This is a genomic window from Acidithiobacillus sp. TH-A117 (assembly GCF_057473465.1).
Genome location: NZ_JBYCKQ010000024.1, coordinates 1 through 13,713, shown reverse-complemented (window position 1 = coordinate 13,713; position 13,713 = coordinate 1). Strand labels below are relative to the sequence as shown.

At 57.1% G+C, this 13,713-nt stretch carries 15 protein-coding genes and 1 tRNA gene; 13 read left to right on the top strand and 3 right to left on the bottom strand.

What is annotated here, in order from left to right; genetic code table 11:
• The first annotated feature begins 2 nt into the window (after window positions 1–2).
• The 4 genes from ispF to AC2VLR_RS05410 all read left to right on the top strand — a co-directional run bounded on the left by ispF (window position 3) and on the right by AC2VLR_RS05410 (window position 2,327).
• Window positions 3–476, top strand: coding sequence for a 2-C-methyl-D-erythritol 2,4-cyclodiphosphate synthase (gene ispF, locus AC2VLR_RS05425; RefSeq protein ID WP_486881207.1), 474 nt, complete (start codon window positions 3–5; stop codon window positions 474–476).
• The gene (gene truD, locus AC2VLR_RS05420) at window positions 469–1,563 is read left to right on the top strand and encodes a tRNA pseudouridine(13) synthase TruD (protein WP_486881206.1); all 1,095 of its coding nucleotides are present in this window, start codon (window positions 469–471) and stop codon (window positions 1,561–1,563) included. The genes ispF and truD overlap by 8 nt, the downstream gene beginning before the upstream one ends.
• Window positions 1,564–1,631: 68 nt before the next feature.
• Window positions 1,632–2,111, top strand: a complete 480-nt coding sequence (locus AC2VLR_RS05415) for a heavy metal-responsive transcriptional regulator (protein WP_486881205.1) — start codon at window positions 1,632–1,634, stop codon at window positions 2,109–2,111.
• A gap of 9 nt (window positions 2,112–2,120) precedes the next feature.
• On the top strand, window positions 2,121–2,327 hold the full coding sequence (locus AC2VLR_RS05410) for a CopZ family metallochaperone (RefSeq protein ID WP_486881204.1): 207 nt from the start codon (window positions 2,121–2,123) through the stop codon (window positions 2,325–2,327).
• Here the strand turns inward: AC2VLR_RS05410 and AC2VLR_RS05405 are convergent.
• Complete coding sequence (locus tag AC2VLR_RS05405; protein ID WP_486881203.1) at window positions 2,315–2,914, bottom strand: Smr/MutS family protein; 600 nt, start codon at window positions 2,912–2,914, stop codon at window positions 2,315–2,317. The genes AC2VLR_RS05410 and AC2VLR_RS05405 overlap by 13 nt on opposite strands.
• A 3-nt stretch (window positions 2,915–2,917) precedes the next feature.
• The gene (gene trxB, locus AC2VLR_RS05400) at window positions 2,918–3,886 is read right to left on the bottom strand and encodes a thioredoxin-disulfide reductase (protein WP_486881202.1); all 969 of its coding nucleotides are present in this window, start codon (window positions 3,884–3,886) and stop codon (window positions 2,918–2,920) included.
• 132 nt (window positions 3,887–4,018) lie between these two features.
• On the opposite strand from trxB, the gene AC2VLR_RS05395 reads away from it, so the two are divergent.
• Window positions 4,019–5,446: an APC family permease gene (locus AC2VLR_RS05395; RefSeq protein ID WP_486881201.1), complete on the top strand. Its 1,428-nt coding sequence runs from the start codon at window positions 4,019–4,021 to the stop codon at window positions 5,444–5,446.
• 90 nt (window positions 5,447–5,536) lie between these two features.
• On the opposite strand, the gene AC2VLR_RS05390 is transcribed toward AC2VLR_RS05395, so the two are convergent.
• Complete coding sequence (locus AC2VLR_RS05390; protein WP_486881200.1) at window positions 5,537–5,686, bottom strand: hypothetical protein; 150 nt, start codon at window positions 5,684–5,686, stop codon at window positions 5,537–5,539.
• On the opposite strand from AC2VLR_RS05390, the gene AC2VLR_RS05385 reads away from it, so the two are divergent.
• The 8 genes from AC2VLR_RS05385 to AC2VLR_RS05350 all read left to right on the top strand — a co-directional run bounded on the left by AC2VLR_RS05385 (window position 5,679) and on the right by AC2VLR_RS05350 (window position 13,712).
• The gene (locus tag AC2VLR_RS05385; RefSeq protein ID WP_486881199.1) at window positions 5,679–7,883 is read left to right on the top strand and encodes a DNA translocase FtsK; all 2,205 of its coding nucleotides are present in this window, start codon (window positions 5,679–5,681) and stop codon (window positions 7,881–7,883) included. The genes AC2VLR_RS05390 and AC2VLR_RS05385 overlap by 8 nt on opposite strands.
• Entirely contained in the window at window positions 7,855–8,523 is a 669-nt protein-coding gene (gene lolA, locus AC2VLR_RS05380; protein WP_486881198.1) for an outer membrane lipoprotein periplasmic chaperone LolA, read from the top strand. The genes AC2VLR_RS05385 and lolA overlap by 29 nt, the downstream gene beginning before the upstream one ends.
• 18 nt (window positions 8,524–8,541) lie before the next feature.
• Window positions 8,542–9,597, top strand: coding sequence for an OmpP1/FadL family transporter (locus AC2VLR_RS05375; RefSeq protein ID WP_486881197.1), 1,056 nt, complete (start codon window positions 8,542–8,544; stop codon window positions 9,595–9,597).
• A gap of 23 nt (window positions 9,598–9,620) precedes the next feature.
• Window positions 9,621–10,949: a replication-associated recombination protein A gene (locus AC2VLR_RS05370; protein ID WP_486881196.1), complete on the top strand. Its 1,329-nt coding sequence runs from the start codon at window positions 9,621–9,623 to the stop codon at window positions 10,947–10,949.
• Window positions 10,942–12,207 (top strand): serine--tRNA ligase, encoded by a 1,266-nt coding sequence (gene serS / locus AC2VLR_RS05365; protein WP_486881195.1) that lies wholly within the window; start codon window positions 10,942–10,944, stop codon window positions 12,205–12,207. Before AC2VLR_RS05370 ends, serS begins: the two co-directional genes overlap by 8 nt.
• A 1-nt stretch (window position 12,208) precedes the next feature.
• Window positions 12,209–12,448, top strand: a complete 240-nt coding sequence (locus AC2VLR_RS05360) for a Rho-binding antiterminator (RefSeq protein WP_486881194.1) — start codon at window positions 12,209–12,211, stop codon at window positions 12,446–12,448.
• Window positions 12,438–13,481 (top strand): L,D-transpeptidase family protein, encoded by a 1,044-nt coding sequence (locus tag AC2VLR_RS05355; RefSeq protein WP_486881193.1) that lies wholly within the window; start codon window positions 12,438–12,440, stop codon window positions 13,479–13,481. Before AC2VLR_RS05360 ends, AC2VLR_RS05355 begins: the two co-directional genes overlap by 11 nt.
• Before the next feature lie 154 nt (window positions 13,482–13,635).
• Window positions 13,636–13,712 (top strand) — tRNA-Met (locus tag AC2VLR_RS05350).
• Window position 13,713: the final 1 nt, after the last annotated feature.

The window sequence follows — 13,713 nt, the reverse complement described above, 5'->3', positions numbered from 1 at the left end:
GCGTGCGTATTGGTCACGGTTTTGATGTGCATGCCCTTGTACCTGAGCGTCTGCTGATTCTGGGCGGGGTCCAGATCCCTTATGCGCTGGGTTTGGCAGGGCACTCTGATGCAGATGTGTTGCTGCACGCGATTTGTGATGCATTGCTCGGTGCTGCCGCACTGGGTGATATTGGTCGCCATTTTCCCGATACGGATCCCCACTTCGCCGGAGCTGATTCCCGGGTGTTGCTCCGTCATTGTCACGGGTTGATTCAGGAAAAAGGCTTTGCGGTGGGCAATGTGGACGCCACCATCGTCTGCCAGCGCCCCAAACTGGCGCCTTATATCCCACAAATGCGCGCGCATCTTGCCCAGGATCTGCAGGTTTCCGAAGATTGTGTCAACGTCAAGGCGACCACTACCGAACAGTTGGGTTATACCGGACGGGGAGAGGGGATCGCCGCCCACGCGGTGGCCTTGATTCAACATGTCTGAATGGTTCCCGCGCATTTATCCTGAAGCTGTTGGCCGTCTGGATGCGGAACTCAAATCCACGGAAGCGGATTTTCAAGTCACGGAAATCCTGCCTTTCGCCCCTTCCGGGACGGGAGCCCATCACTGGCTCAAGATCGAAAAACGCGGATTGAATACTCAGGAAGTGGCGCAACGGCTGGCGCGCCTCGCCGGAGTGCCGGTGCGAGATGTGGGTTATGCGGGAATGAAAGACCGCCACGCCATTACCCGGCAGCACTTTTCCGTGCCGGTGCAGCTCGGGGAAACGCCGGATTGGCAGTGTCTGGAAAGCGAAAATCTGCATTTTTTGGAGATCAATCGCCATGATCGCAAGCTGCGCAGAGGCGTACTCAAGGGGAACCACTTTCGTCTGGTTTTACGGCACTGTCAGGGCGAAACCCGAGACTGGGAGGAGAGTTTGGAGAAACTCAAGCAGCGGGGTTTTCCTAATTATTTCGGAGCGCAGCGTTTTGGGCGACATAATTTGCAGGAGGCCAGCCGCCTTTTGTCGGGAACTGCGCGCAAAATGGATCGCCACCGGCGTGGTCTGATGCTTTCAGCAGCCCGCTCGGCACTTTTCAATCGGGTGCTGGCCGAAAGGGTCCGACAAAATAACTGGGACAGCCTTTTGCCGGGAGAAGTCGTGCAGCTGGATGGGTCCCACAGTGTTTTTGTCGCCCATGCTCAGACGCAGGATTTCGAGAGCTTGCAGCAGCGCGCCCGGGAATGGGATCTGCATCCCACCGGTCCCTTGCCCGGCCGTGGCGGGCTGCAGCCCGAAGACCTGGCTGGTCTGCTCGAAAAACAGGTGCTGGAAGCCCTGCCCGAGACCACCGAAATAGAGGGAAATCTTCGCCTCTGGCCCGCACAGTTGGCCGTCCAGGAGGTGGACGCCGCCCGCCGTGCCCTGCGTGCCCGTCCTGATGCACTGGAATATCACTGGGAGGATGCGCAGACTTTGGTATTGGCATTTTCTCTCCCTGCCGGGGTGTATGCCACCGGCTGCGTAGAGGCTTTACTGGGCCGGGAGCAGGAACAAATGCACAGACTTGACCTTTGTGTTGACTAGATGCTTTAGAATGAGGACACTATCCACTCGGAGCGTAAAACCTGAGTCAATATAAGGAGGGAGTTAAAATGGATACACCTGTAACTATCGGGCGCCTGGCCCGTGAGGCCGGACTGGCAGCAGAAACCCTGCGCTACTATGAGCGTATCGGGCTGATTCAGCCGGTGCAACGCACCCAATCCAACTATCGTTTGTATGACGGCCACGCCGAGTCGCGCTTGCGCTTTATCCGTCGCGCCCAGAATCTCGGTTTTTCCCTGACCGAAGTGAAGGAATTATTGGACATCAGCAGCAGCGCTGAAAATGACATGGGCGATGTCAAAGCCTTGACCGAGCAGAAAATCGCCGAAATCGACTTCAAGATTGCCGACCTGCAGAGAATGCGCAATGCCCTGGCAGTTCAGGCAGAGCGCTGTCCCGGTCATGGATCAGTGGAAGATTGTCCCATCCTGGCTTCACTCGCCGATGCCGAAGGTGACATGGCCGTGCGCCGGCGTTGGGATGTGAGCCGGGATCCGTCTGCACAGCGTAGCGTCGCGCAACGCTGAGAATTATCTATGAGCCATGTTGAATTATCCATTCAGGGCATGACCTGCCAACATTGTGTGGCGGCCGTGGAGAAAGCACTTCGGAAACTCCCCGAAGTGCAGTCGGTGAGCGTGCAGCTGGATACCCAAAGCGCCACTGTAGAGGGCACATCCCTGAATCCCGAGACCTTGATTCAGGCCATCGAAGAGGAAGGTTATACGGCTCAGCTCCGATAATTCTGCTGACGCTGGCGTCGCCAGCCCAGCAGTACCCGCAAGGCACCACTACCCCCTTCGCCGGGACGGGCCTGGGCAAAAGCCAGAACTTCCTGATGGCGCATCAACCAGGCACCCACCAATCTTTTCAGCACCGGTATACGGCCAGGGGAGCCCAGTCCCTTGCCATGCACAATACATACACAATTCCAGCGCCATTGCTGGGCTTCGTGCAAAAACGCCGCCAACTCCAGGCGGGCCTCCTCGACGTTACAGCCATGTAAATCCAGCCGCGACTGAATGCGGGTGCGGCCTCTGCGCAGGTCACGGAGCAGGGCAGGAGACTGTCCGGGCTGTAAGTACAACCATTCATCCCCGGCTTCCAGTATTTCATCACTACTCAAGTGACGATTAAGGGCGGCGCGAACTTCCAGCTCCTCTTTTTGTCTTTGTGCGGCCACGGGTGCCGGAGGGGTGGGGCGAGGCGGTGCGGGCGGTGCAGGAATGCGTTTTACATCCACCATGGCGGCTTCAAAACAGGCTTTTTCTTCAGGAAGCACGGCGGCGGGCGTTGCCGGGGGTTGCTGCGCTGATCGCCGCCGTCTCATGTTTCAGTCCTCTTGTTGCTCCAGCCAGCGCTCGGCATCGAGAGCCGCCATACAGCCGCTTCCCGCACTGGTGACAGCCTGCCGATACACATAATCCTGGACATCGCCCGCAGCAAAAACGCCTTCGATACTGGTGGCGGTGGCCATGCCATCCCGGCCACCACGGGTGATCAAATAGCCTCCGGCATCCATTTCCAGTTGTCCCTTGAAAATATCGGTGTTGGGTTTGTGGCCGATGGCAATAAACACCCCCATCAGCGCTAAATCCTGGGTGTCGCCATTATCCACATGCTTGATGCGCAGGCCGGTCACTCCCGAGGCATCACCCAGCACTTCATCCACGGCATGATCCCAGATGATGGTCACATTCTCCTTGGCCATCAGTTTGTCCTGGAGAATTTTCTCGGCACGGAACTTGTTGCGGCGATGGACCACGGTGACATGCTTGGCAATGTTGCTCAGGTAGAGTGCCTCCTCTACTGCCGTGTTCCCCCCACCGATGACTGCAACATCCTGGTTGCGATAGAAAAAACCATCACAGGTGGCGCAGGCGGAAACTCCTTTGCCGCGAAATTTGTCCTCACTGGGTAAACCCAGGTATTTGGCCGAGGCTCCCGTGGCCAGAATCAGGGCGTCGCAGGTGTAAGTATGCTGATCACCGCAAAGTCGAAACGGGCGCTGGCTCAGGTCAGCTTGGTGAATATGATCAAAGACAATTTCCGTATCAAAGCGCCTGGCCTGCTTTTCGAGCTCCTGCATCAGTTCCGGGCCCATGATGCCCTCGGCGGCACCCGGCCAGTTGTCCACATCCGTCGTGGTCATCAATTGTCCGCCAGGCTCCATACCCTGGACCAGCAGGGGCTGAAGGTTGGCGCGCGCAGCGTAAATGGCTGCCGTATAACCTCCGGGCCCGGAGCCCAGAATCAATAAACGGCAATGCTTTTCATCTATGACACTTTTGGAGTCGCTCATGGGTTTCCTCAACTAGTCAGGTTATGTACTCAGTCTAACATCAACCGGGAAGCGCTGTAATGATGGTGAAGTTGACAGTAAACTTTGTCATGAACAATAATGCAACATTGTTGCATTTAAGGAATTTGCGTGATGAACCAGGCGGATGCTGCTCCCGAAACCCTGAAAGGCGATGTGGTCAGTCTTTGGGGGCTGATCAGTCAAAGTATTTCCGGCATGGCGCCGACTTGCGATGTGGTGGCTTTCATGACCGCCGGTGCCGCCTTTGCGTTGGTGGCCTTGCCGCTTTCCTACCTCTGGGCATTTGCGCTCATGTTCATCGAAATGAACACCATCTATCACCTGAGCAAACACCGGGCTTCGGCAGGCGGGTATTATGCCTATGTGGCGGCGGGTCTGGGGGCTCGCCCGGCATTACTGACCGGGTTTATGGTGGTGTTTTATCAGTTGCTCAGTGTGGCGGCCATTCCGGTATATGTTGGCGGTGTATTTCTGCCGGGGCTGGCCAAGAGCATGGGTTACCCTTTACCCGCCTGGTTCTGGTTGGTCACCATTTTGTTTTTTATCGGGGTTCCATGGATACTCAGTATTTCCGGCATCCGTCCCAGCATTCGCGTGGTGGCGGTGACCAGTTTTGTGGAAGTGGCCTTTCTGGTGGTCGCCTCCCTGATCATCATTGCCAAAGCAGCGCCGCTGCATCCCTGGGCGCCCTTTTCTATTCCGACAGATGGCTTCAAGGGCGTGGCCATGGGGATGATATTTGCCATCACCAGTTTTATTGGTATCGGCAGCCACACGCCGCTCGGCGAAGAGGTGCGCGGCCCTCGCACCCAGCGTGGCCGGTTGATTGGCAAGGCCGCGTTGCTTTCCCTGACCCTGGTCGGTGCGGCGCTGGTGCTTTCCGCCTATGCTCTGACGGTCGGCTGGGGAGCTACTGATATGGCCAGTTTCGCCCAAGCCGATGCGCCCGGCGTGACGGTCTTTCTGCGTTATCTCGGCCCCGTGGGGGGTATCGCCCTGGTTATCCTCGCCATCAATAGTGCCATGGCTGACAGCCTTGCCTTGCTGAACAGCTCCTCCCGGGTACTGTATGCCATTGGTCGGGACGCCCTGATTTCCGAACGCTTTGCGCAGGTGAGTCATACCCAGGCCCCGCAACGCAGCATTTCGGTGATCACTGGCCTGACTATCCTGGTCGCAGTGCTGGCGGTTGTAATATTCGGGGCCAGCAATGGTTTTAATGTGTTGACCACGGCGGTACTCTTCGGGCTGGTCACCGCCCATACTTTGATGAATCTATCCCTGATGCGTCTCGCCCATGCCGATCATGAAGGGACCAGCACCCGCCTGCTTTATCATTATTTCCTGCCGGTCATTGCTACCGCCTTGTTCTGGGGGGTGTTATATGAGTCCATCGTGCCGCTGGCCTATCCTCTGGATTGGTCTCTGGCTGCCTGGCTGGGCTTCGGCTTGCTGGTGCTGCTGTATGTGATGCGCGTACATGGACGTATTCATCCTGATCAACGCCATCACCTGGGCACGCTGCGCCATCCCCGATAAGTTCTCCGGATGCTTTATTATGAAGCGCTAACAGCCCCATTTGTAAGTGTTTCTTGTGATCCTGAAGCTTGACACCCGGGCACGCCTCGTTTAGCTTGCCAGCATGAGTTCTGCCACCCGTAATGCGCCCCGATCGGTTCGCCCTTCCCCGGCCAGACCAGCAAAAGCCGCGCCCCGAAAACCCTGGCGCCGCGAAGCGTTATTGTTGATCATGCTCGCCATGGCGACCTTCATGGCCATGTCTCTGCTGAGCTTCCATCCTGCTGATCCCAGTTGGTTTAACAGTGGCAAAGGGCTTGCTGTTCAAAATTGGGGTGGCGAAGCCGGGTCTTATCTGGCGGATTTTCTGGTACAGTTCATGGGCATGGCCGCCTGGTTGCTGCCGGCGGCGCTCTATGCCTGGGTGGTGCAGCTCTGGAATCACTGGTTTCGTCAGCGGCAGGGGCGGCGCCTGGCTCCCGTCGGCGGCCTGGCCATATTGCTGGGCATGATGGCGTTTCTGGCCCTGGTCTGGCCTGCGGCCTGGTGGCCGGTAACTGGCAGCTTCGCCGGTGGCATTCTCGGTCAGGAAATCTCCAGCCTCTTTCAGCCATTGCTGGGTTCGGGCGGAAGCGCCCTGCTGTTTCTGGCGGTTTTCGTGCTCGGTATCTTTCTGCTGACAGGGCTGAGTCCCCGGGAGATGTGGACGAAACTGGGGAATATTTCCAACGGATGGCGTGGGCGGAAAATCATCACTATTCCGCGTATTCATATCCCCCGAATCCGGCGCAGGGAGCAATCTCAGCCGGAAACTGCTGTGGTCATATCCAACCCTTCTCCGGCCATTGAGGAAAACAAAGCCCCTGCAGCCACTCCGGGTTTTTTTGCGGCCAAAAAACCGCGTTCCGTCGCCGTCGCCCCGGTGCCCAAAAATACCCGGCAGATGCCCCTGCCAGCACCGGTGGGCCCGCCCCGGGCCGATGGTCTTCCAGACTTGGCCCTGCTCGACCCTGCCGACCCCATGGATCCCACCGGACAACTGGATCCTCAAACCCTGGCCCAGCAGTCGCGTATGTTGGAAGAAAAAATGGCGGATTTCGGGGTGCAGGCCACAGTGGTGGCCGCCAATCCCGGACCCGTCATTACCCGCTTTGAGATCGAACCGGCTCCCGGGGTCAAGGTGAGTCAGGTCGCCGGGCTCAGTAAGGATTTATCCCGTGTGCTGGCGGCCCGGGTGCGGGTGGTGGAGGCGATCCCCGGCAAGGCCACCATGGGCATCGAGGTGCCCAACCCCCGGCGGCGGACGGTCCGGCTTTCGGAAATTCTGTCCAGCTCCGGTTTCAGTCATAGCAAAAGTCTGTTGACTCTGGCCCTGGGACAGGACATTGCCGGACAACCGGTTTCGGCGGATCTGGCGAAAATGCCCCATCTCCTCGTTGCGGGAACCACGGGTGCCGGCAAATCCGTGGGCGTCAATGCCATGATATTGAGCATTCTCTTCAAGGCTACAGCCGCCGAGGTGCGGCTGATCATGGTAGACCCCAAAATGCTGGAGTTATCCATTTATGAGGGCATTCCCCATTTGCTGGCGCCGGTAGTTACCGATATGAAAGAAGCGGCCAACGCCCTGCGCTGGTGTGTGGCGGAGATGGAAAGACGCTATAAACTGATGGCTTTTGTGGGCGTTCGCAATCTGGCGGGTTATAACCAGAAGGTTCAGGAAGCCATCGCTGCGGGGCATCCTCTGCCGGGTCCTGACAAGGATCTGGACGGGGAGCCCATTACTCTGAATACCTTGCCAGCAATTGTCGTGATCATCGACGAGTTTGCGGATCTGATGATGGTAGTCGGCAAGCAGGTGGAAACCCTCATCACCCGTCTGGCCCAGAAAGCCCGGGCCGCCGGATTGCACTTGATCATGGCGACCCAGCGCCCTTCCGTGGATGTCATCACCGGCCTGATCAAGGCCAATGTTCCTACCCGCATTGCCTTTCAGGTGTCTTCGCGGATTGATTCACGTACCATTCTCGACCAGATGGGGGCTGAAACCCTGCTCGGCCAGGGCGATATGCTCTATCTGCCACCGGGTTCCGGTTATCCGCAACGGGTGCATGGCGCCTTTGTCAGTGACGACGAAGTGCATCGTGTCGTAGAGTCGTTACGGCAGTTGGGCGCACCCCAGTATGATGAGCGAATTTTACAGGGCGGTGAAAGTGCTGATGGTGAAGATCTGGAGGGGGCTGGCGGTGAAGATGCCGATCCGCTTTATGATCAGGCAGTGGCTATTGTCACCAGTAGTCGCAAGGCCAGCATTTCCTACGTGCAGCGGCAACTGAAGGTGGGCTATAATCGCGCCGCACGCATGATTGAAGAAATGGAAAGAGTGGGTGTTGTCGGGCCTTTGCAAAGTAACGGGAGCAGGGAAATTTATGCAGCAGCGCCACCGGGTCGTGATTAAAGCAAAAAGCCGAGGGTTTTTCGGGCTGTTACTGGGCCTTGCCATTTTGCTCGGCTGGACTACTGCGGCAAATGCTGCTTCGGGCATGGATATGCTGCATCATTTTTTTCAGAGCACCCATACCATTACCGCCCGGTTCAGTCAGGAAGTGGCCAACCATGATGGCCAGATTGTCAAAAAGGCCAGTGGCAGTTTGTGGATTTCCCGCCCCGGCCAGTTTCGCTGGGATTACAGCGGCGCCAATGGGCAGACCATTGTTTCCAACGGGAGCAAAGTCTGGCTTTATGAACCGGCTCTGCAACAGGTCACCGTGCAACCCCTGGGAAAGGCCCTGGGCTCCACTCCGGCGGCGTTAATTGCCGGCAATGATGACTTGAGCCAGCGCTTTGATATCAGTGATCTGGGCACTAAAAATCAGTTGCACTGGTTATTGTTGCGTCCCAAAAACGGTCAGGATCAGGGTTTTACTTCCCTGCGTCTCGGCTTCAATCAGGCCGGGATCCTGCAGGAAATGCGCATGGAAGATGCTTTCCAGCAGGAGACGGTTCTGCATTTTACCCATATAGAAATCAATCATGCCATTCCGGCCAAGGAGTTTCAGTTTACCGCTCCTGCCGGAGTCGATGTTCTTTCGCAATAAATTTTTCTGGAGTGCTGCATGCGTAATGTCAAAACCGGTTTGACCCTTCTGGCCCTGGGCCTTTTCGTCAGTGTGCAGGCACAGGCATCGGGGTTTGCGGTGCCCACATCGGTCGTAGGGCTTTCCGAAGCGGGAGCCACCGTGGCCGATGCCAGTCCCGTCAGCAGTTTTGCCGTTAATCCGGCGGATATGGTGTTTTTCCCCGGAACTCGCGCCAGTCTGGATGTGGTCGCCGCAGAACCCAGCTATAAAAAAGATGGGGTGGGTGCCAGCAATAATCTGCTGATCATGCCCAATTTATTCGTGACCCACCGCTTTGATAACTTACCCCTGGCTGCAGGGCTGGGCATTACCTCTCCCTATGGAATCAATGCCACCTGGCCAGCAGGAAGCTTGAGCGCGGAGCAGACGCTACCCTACAAAAATGATCTGCGCCTCATCGACATCAATCCGGGCGTGGCTTACCTGATTCTGCCCAATCTGAGTATTGGTGCAGGGCTGGATTATTACCAGAGTCTCAGCGCAACTTTTGGACCGCATTCCGGCAACGGCGGCGGCGTCGGCGGCAATGTCGGCCTCTTTTATACCACTGAAACCTTCAATGCAGCCCTGAGTTACCGCTCAACCGCCAACGTGGGCAGCGATATTCGTCTGCCCAGTCAGGTCCAGGCCGGTATCCGCTACCGCTTCACCCCCGCATTTGCAACCGAGTTGGATGTGGACTGGAATGACTGGAGTAATACCCGCTTACCTGGTTATGGTAACCTCGGCTGGAAATCAGCCCTCGCCTATCGTCTGGGTTTGAGCTATCACTTCAGTCAGTTCCTGGCTTTGCGTGGCGGGCTCGCCCACGAAGACAGTCCGACCGATGGCTCCAGTATCCAGGCTGCTGCCCCGGCCCCCAGCAGCAATCTGGTATCCTTTGGCTTGGGTATCGGGCTTGGACACTGGCAGTATGACCTCGGGGCTTCCTATGCTCTTTCCGGTAATGCCACTTCCTATTCCTTGACCTTTCCCGGAACTTACAAAGCCAGCACCTTTAACTTCGGTGCGGCTATTTCCCGGCATTTCTGACCCTGGTCAGCCTCGGAGATCCTTTGCTGAATCAAGCGCGTGATCTCCGCCCTCTGGCGGCGCGCCTGCGCCCTCAGCGTCTGGAGGATTACGTCGGCCAACCGCACCTGCTCGGCGAACAGGGGCCATTGCGTGCCATGCTCCGCTCCGGGCAGCTCCATTCCATGATTTTTTGGGGCCCACCGGGCACCGGTAAAACCACCCTTGCCCAATTGCTGGCGCAGTCAGCGGATTATCATTTTCAAGTGCTTTCAGCAGTCAATAGTGGCGTCAAGGAAATCCGCGCCGCCATCAGCAGTGCCGAAGCGCATCGGATTGATGGGCAGGAAACCGTCCTCTTTATTGACGAAATCCATCGGTTCAACAAAACCCAGCAGGACGCCCTGCTGCCCTATGTGGAAGAAGGCGTCATTACTCTGATTGGTGCCACTACAGAAAACCCCAGTTTTGCCCTGGTCAATGCCCTGCTTTCCCGGGCGCGGGTGTATGTGCTCAAGAGCCTGGAGGAAGCCGATCTAGCCATCATTCTTGCGCGAGCTTTGCAGGATCCCACCCAGGGTTTGGGTGCGCGTTCCATTGATTTTCCAGTTGAATTGCGTCAAGGCCTGTTGCGTGCGGCGGATGGAGATGCCCGCCGCCTCCTGAATCTGCTGGATCTCGCGGTACAGCTGGCGGAGCAGCAGGAAGATACCGTACGGATTACGCCCCAGGCCTTGCTTGCCGCGACTGGGCAAAGCTGGCGGCGTTTCGACAAGGGTGGCGAGGCTTTTTATGATGAAATTTCCGCTTTCCACAAATCCCTGCGCGGTTCTGACCCCGATGCCGCCCTGTATTGGCTGGCAAGAATGCTCGATGGTGGTGCCGATCCCCTTTACCTGACCCGGCGTCTGGTACGGATGGCCTCGGAGGATGTGGGCCTCGCAGACCCGCGCGCTCTTGAAATGGCTCTGGCGGCCAAAGATGCCTACCAGTTTCTGGGCAGTCCCGAGGGTGAGCTGGCCCTGGCGCAAGTGACGGTGTACCTGGCCAGCTGTCCCAAAAGTAACCGTGTGTATGCGGCCTGGAACCAGGCACAATCTCTGGTCAAAGCTGGAAGCAGTCTGGAAGTCCCTCTGCATTTGCGCAACGCGCCCACCAAATTGCTCAAAACGCTGGATTACGGCAAGGAATATCAATACGATCACGACTATCCCGATGCCATTGCTCCTGGACAGGAATATTTTCCGTCGGCACTGGCGGGAACCCGTTTTTATGAACCCAGCGAACGCGGGCTGGAACTGCGCATTCAGGAACGTCTGCGCTGGATTGGCTCCCGTCGCGCCACTGCTGAAGAGAAAAAGCCCCATGCTTGACCCCAACTTGTTGCGCAATGAACCCGAAAAGGTCGCTGCCGGACTCGCCCGTCGGCATTTTACGCTGGACGTCGATGCCCTGAAGGCACTGGACCAGCAGCGCAAAACCCTGCAAATCCAGATGGAAGAGCAACGCAATGCACGCAACGAAGCCTCCCGGGAAATTGCCCAGGCCCGTCGGCAGGGATTGGATACCGGCGCCATGCAAGCGGCGGCCGGGCAATACGGAGAAAGCATCAAGGCGCTGGAGCAATCTCTAGAAACTGTCTTGCAACAGTGGGAGACACTGGTCAGCAGTCTGCCCAATCTGCCTCAGGACGCTGTCCCTGATGGACGGGATGAAGCCGACAATGTGGTGTTGCGCCATTGGGGAACTCCCCGTGAATTTTCGTTCACCGCCAAAGATCATGTGGACCTCGGCGAGGCCTTGGGGATCCTGGATTTCGCCGCAGGCGCCCGACTGGCTGGTGCGCGATTTGTGGTTTTGCGGGGCCTGGGTGCCCGTCTGGAAAGGGCGCTCATCCAGTTCATGCTTGATTTGCAGGTGAATACCCATGCTTATACCGAAATCGCTCCGCCGTTTCTGGCCAATGCGGACTCATTATTCGGCACCGGACAATTGCCTAAATTTGAAGACGATTTGTTTGCTCTACGCGATGACCCTTATTATCTGATTCCCACAGCAGAAGTACCGCTCACCAATTTGTTGCGCGGCGAAATCGTCACGACGCTTCCCCAGAAGTTCTGCGCCTATACCCCCTGTTTCCGACGCGAAGCAGGGGCTTATGGCCGCGATACCCGGGGCATGATTCGCCAGCATCAGTTTGACAAGGTTGAGCTGGTGCAGGTGGTGCGCCCCGAAGATTCCGCCGACGCCCTTGAGGCGCTCACCGGGCATGCCGAAAAAGTCCTTCAATTACTAGAACTTCCCTATCGAGTCATGGCGCTCTGTGCCGGAGACATGGGTTTCAGTGCGGCGCGCACTTATGATCTGGAAGTCTGGTTGCCGGGCCAGAACCAGTATCGTGAAATCAGCTCCTGCAGCAATTTTGAGAGTTTCCAGGCGCGCCGATTGCAGCTACGCTATCGCGGCGAAGACGGCAAGCCCCAGCTGGTACACACCCTGAATGGCTCGGGACTGGCAATTGGCCGCACCCTGGTGGCTTTGCTGGAAAATCACCAGCAGGCCGACGGCAGTGTGCACCTTCCCGAAGCGTTACGACCCTATATGGGTGGAATGGACACTATCCGGGCATAAGATGTCAGATCCCTATCTGCCTGTCAGTTGTGCCTTGCACAGCGCTTTGGAGCTTGCAGCCCTGCAACGGCGGCCAGTGATACTCCAACTGCATGATGGCCGCCATCTCCAGGGACAGATTCTGGATGTCTGGACAGCTGCGGGAAGGGAGTGGCTCAAGCTTCTGGACCAGCACCAGGAACATATCCTCGACCTCACTTTTATTGATCAACTCCAGGAATCATCTCTTCATGAAAATTAAGCCTATTCATTGGGTACTGCTGGGCGGACTCTGGTTCAATGGGCAGACCGCCCTGGCGGCAGAGTTTCCCCTGCCTGCGGCAGGCAGCAACATGGTCGGACAACTCCGGGTCGTGCTGGCCCGTCAGCAGGATACTCTGCTGGATATTGCCCGCCATTATGACGTGGGCTACAACGAAATCCGTGCAGCCAATCCGGGTGTGGATCCCTGGTTACCTGGAGCCGGTACCCGGGTGCTCGTGCCTACCGAATACATTCTCCCGCCCAAGCCCTGGCAGGGCATCATTATCAACATTCCCGCCCGTCGCCTGTATTATTTTCCGGCAGGACAGAAGGTGGTCTACACCTTTCCGGTAGGCATTTTCCGTCCTAACTGGCCCGATCCGGTGGGCAGCACGAAAATCATTGCCAAGGTCAAAAATCCCACCTGGACGGTTCCCAAAAATATTCAGGAAGAACATGCCAAGGCTGGCGAACCGATCCCGGCATTTTTCCCGGCGGGACCCGACAACCCCATGGGTGAACTGGCGCTGGAAACCGGATGGTCGCAAATCTTTATCCACGGCACCAACAAGCCCTGGGGTGTAGGAATGCGGGTCAGTCATGGCTGCTTCCATGTGTATCCGGAAAATGAGGTACAGCTATTCAAAATGGTCAAGGTGGGTACGCCTGTGCGTAGTATCGACCAGCCCTATGTGGTGGGTAGCAATGGTGATGGAAACCTGTATCTGCAGAGTTTTGAACCCGTAGAGGCCTATCACAAGGGCAGTAACAATCAGCAGCGTGCAGTAGATGCCATTACTACTTACAGTACGGCGCTGCATCAGGCCTGGACCATCAACTGGCAGCGGGTCATCAATCTGGTAGAAAAACCCAATACCGTCCCTGTGGCCATCAATATCAACACCCCGGACTTGCAGACGGTAGCTCGTCAGTTGCAGGCGCAACCCTATGATTTTGCCCCCTACGGAGACAACGCCAATACCGCTACCCCGCCTCCGGCCCCCGTAGCCATGGGCGAATCCGCCCGGTGAAAGGAGAGAGGGAGTGTTGAAAAAAGTGCTTGCACACCCCCGGACCCCCATGTATAGTGCGCTCTCTCGACGGGGCAGCGGTCCTGAAAGAGAGCGACAAAGCAGAAAGGTATTGACAGTAAAATAGCTTACCACGTATGATTGTCGACCCTGTTGCGGGGTGGAGCAGCTTGGCAGCTCGTCGGGCTCATAACCCGAAGGTCGTAGGTTCAAATCCTACCCCCGCTACCAA

What these genes read in the sequence shown, in the direction of transcription:
- AC2VLR_RS05360 (WP_486881194.1), top strand. Translation starts at nt 12,209, where the DNA reads ATGTCAGATCCCTATCTGCCTGTCAGTTGTGCCTTGCACAGCGCTTTG.
- AC2VLR_RS05390 (WP_486881200.1), bottom strand. Translation starts at nt 5,686, where the DNA reads ATGGCCATGAAGGTCGCCATGGCGAGCATGATCAACAATAACGCTTCG.
- AC2VLR_RS05355 (WP_486881193.1), top strand. Translation starts at nt 12,438, where the DNA reads ATGAAAATTAAGCCTATTCATTGGGTACTGCTGGGCGGACTCTGGTTC.
- AC2VLR_RS05415 (WP_486881205.1), top strand. Translation starts at nt 1,632, where the DNA reads ATGGATACACCTGTAACTATCGGGCGCCTGGCCCGTGAGGCCGGACTG.
- AC2VLR_RS05385 (WP_486881199.1), top strand. Translation starts at nt 5,679, where the DNA reads ATGGCCATGTCTCTGCTGAGCTTCCATCCTGCTGATCCCAGTTGGTTT.
- serS (WP_486881195.1), top strand. Translation starts at nt 10,942, where the DNA reads ATGCTTGACCCCAACTTGTTGCGCAATGAACCCGAAAAGGTCGCTGCC.
- trxB (WP_486881202.1), bottom strand. Translation starts at nt 3,886, where the DNA reads ATGAGCGACTCCAAAAGTGTCATAGATGAAAAGCATTGCCGTTTATTG.
- AC2VLR_RS05395 (WP_486881201.1), top strand. Translation starts at nt 4,019, where the DNA reads ATGAACCAGGCGGATGCTGCTCCCGAAACCCTGAAAGGCGATGTGGTC.
- AC2VLR_RS05405 (WP_486881203.1), bottom strand. Translation starts at nt 2,914, where the DNA reads ATGAGACGGCGGCGATCAGCGCAGCAACCCCCGGCAACGCCCGCCGCC.
- truD (WP_486881206.1), top strand. Translation starts at nt 469, where the DNA reads ATGTCTGAATGGTTCCCGCGCATTTATCCTGAAGCTGTTGGCCGTCTG.
- lolA (WP_486881198.1), top strand. Translation starts at nt 7,855, where the DNA reads ATGCAGCAGCGCCACCGGGTCGTGATTAAAGCAAAAAGCCGAGGGTTT.
- AC2VLR_RS05410 (WP_486881204.1), top strand. Translation starts at nt 2,121, where the DNA reads ATGAGCCATGTTGAATTATCCATTCAGGGCATGACCTGCCAACATTGT.
- AC2VLR_RS05375 (WP_486881197.1), top strand. Translation starts at nt 8,542, where the DNA reads ATGCGTAATGTCAAAACCGGTTTGACCCTTCTGGCCCTGGGCCTTTTC.